The following is a 2,092-nucleotide window of genomic DNA, read 5'->3' as shown; positions in this document are numbered from 1 at the left end:
GCCGATGATAGTGCGGGTTCCCGTGTGAAAGTAGGACATCGTCAGGCTATTAATTGCCAACCCCCGTCGCCTCCCAAGGCGTCGGGGGTTTCGCTTTTGGGCGCTTGAATCTTGTTCCCGATCGACTGATTCTCAGCCGGCGGTATACGCAGCACCGCTCCATTTTCTTCCGAGCATTACCCGCATTGCCGTCGCCGAGGTCATGCACTACCCTCCAGCGCTCCATCAACTTCACGGAGGACGCGCCATGACCATCGCCCGCCATTGGATTGCCTTGGGATGCCTTGCCGGTGCCGCAACGCTCGCCGCTTGCGCAAGCAGCCCTTCCACCCAGAATCCGATGACCTTCTTCGTGACCAGCGCGAATCCCGGCAAGGGCGCTGATCTCGGTGGCCTGGCCGGTGCCGACAAGTACTGCAAGGCACTCGCCACTGCGGTAGGTGCCGGCGACAAGGATTGGCGCGCCTACCTCAGCACCGACGCCTCGAGCGGTACCTCGCCGGTGAATGCGCGCGACCGCATCGGCAAGGGCCCGTGGAAGAATGCACGCGGCGTCGTGGTGGCCAACAGCGTCGACGAACTCCACGGCGCGAACGGCTTGACCAAGCAGACCGCCCTCACCGAGAAAGGCGAGGTGATCAACGGCCGCGGCGACACGCCCAACCAGCACGACATGCTGACCGGATCGACGCCCGAAGGCCGTGTCGCGACAGGCGACAAGAACCTCACCTGTGGCAACTGGACGCAAAGCGGCGAAGGTTCCGCCGTCGTCGGCCACCACGACCGCACGGGCCTCGACGAGCAACCCCCCGCCAAGTCGTGGAACTCGTCGCACCCCTCGCGCGGCTGCAGCCCGGACGCGCTGAAGGCGACCGGCGGTGCCGGGCTCTTCTATTGCTTCGCAGCCAGCTGATCCCGACCGTCACCGCGGCCAGGCGCCTGCGAGCGGCGCGCGAAGCTCAAGAGCCCTTCGCGTCCCGCTTGCACGCCTGCTGCAGTGCCAGCCACCCTGCGGCCCCCAGCGTCTCCATCGTCCGCATGTTGGTCTCGTAGATGCTGTCGGGGTCCGGGAAGCTGTCGACCGCCTTCGTGATGCTGTCCTCGCGCAACAGGTGCAGCGTGGGCCAGGGCGAACGGTTGGTGGCGTTCGTGATGTCGTCGGGCTCGGTGCCGCCGAACTGGAACTCGGGATGGAAAGCGGCCACCTGCAGCACGCCTTCGAGTCCCATCTCGTCGATCGCAGCCTCGGCTGTGCCGAGAAAATCGTTGAAGTCGGCGAAATCGTTCAGTACACGCGGATGGATCACCAGCGTGGTCTCGATCTCCGTCGCCGGTGTGTCGGCCAGGCGCTGCATCTCGTCGCACAGCGTGGCCAGCAGGCTCTCTCCATCGGACGCATCGCTGACGACGTAGCGGATCAGCTCCTTCACCTGCGCCGCCTTCGCGAACGGGCACAGGTTGAGCCCGACGACGGCCCGGTTGACCCAGGCGCGGGTTTCGGCCGTCACGGCCTCTGCATCGATGTCCATCTGTGGATTGTCGCCGGCGCATGGGGCGATGCGAGCGATGGCACCGGGCACCAAGCGCATCGCTGGCACACTGCGCCCCTGAATCCATACCCCTGAACCCTCGGCCCACCGCCGAAAGCATGCCGAACGCCACGCCGATGACCGCGCCGCTGAAATACCTGACCGGCTACGCCGAGCCGCTGCAAGCCCAGGTGCGCGAACTGCTGCACGCCGGCACGCTGGGCGAGCGCCTGTCATCGCGCCACGCGGACCTGCACGACATCCGCACCGACGGCGCGCTGTACGACTACACGATGGCGCTGAAGAACCGCTTCATGCGCAGTTCGCCGCCGCTCAGCAAGGTGGTCTTCGACAACAAGCTGCAGGTCGTCGAGCACGCACTCGGCCTGCATGTGATGACCTCGCGCGTCCAGGGCGGCCAGTTGAAGGCCAAGCGCGAGATCCGCATCGCCGGCGTGTTCCGCACGACGCCTGCCGATTTCCTGAAGATGATCGTCGTGCATGAACTCGCACACCTGAAGGAGCGGGCGCACGACAAGGCGTTCTACCAGCTGTGCGAGCAC

General features: G+C 65.8%; 3 protein-coding genes. 2 read left to right on the top strand and 1 reads right to left on the bottom strand.

The window, feature by feature from the left end; genetic code table 11:
• Window positions 1-247: 247 nt before the first annotated feature.
• Complete coding sequence (locus tag AC1D01_RS31780) at window positions 248-913, top strand: hypothetical protein (RefSeq protein WP_477873500.1); 666 nt, start codon at window positions 248-250, stop codon at window positions 911-913.
• Window positions 914-959: 46 nt separating this feature from the next.
• Here the strand turns inward: AC1D01_RS31780 and AC1D01_RS31775 are convergent, their stop codons facing one another.
• Complete coding sequence (locus AC1D01_RS31775; RefSeq protein ID WP_477873499.1) at window positions 960-1,529, bottom strand: DUF1415 domain-containing protein; 570 nt, start codon at window positions 1,527-1,529, stop codon at window positions 960-962.
• A gap of 119 nt (window positions 1,530-1,648) precedes the next feature.
• On the opposite strand from AC1D01_RS31775, the gene AC1D01_RS31770 reads away from it, so the two are divergent.
• A partial coding sequence (locus tag AC1D01_RS31770; protein ID WP_477873498.1) for a YgjP-like metallopeptidase domain-containing protein occupies window positions 1,649-2,092 on the top strand: 444 nt, incomplete at its 3' end.

The sequence above is a fragment of the Rhizobacter sp. P3_B12 genome (assembly GCF_056402895.1).
Note: the sequence above shows the minus strand (reverse complement) of the source record. Positions and strands in the feature narration are given on the sequence as shown.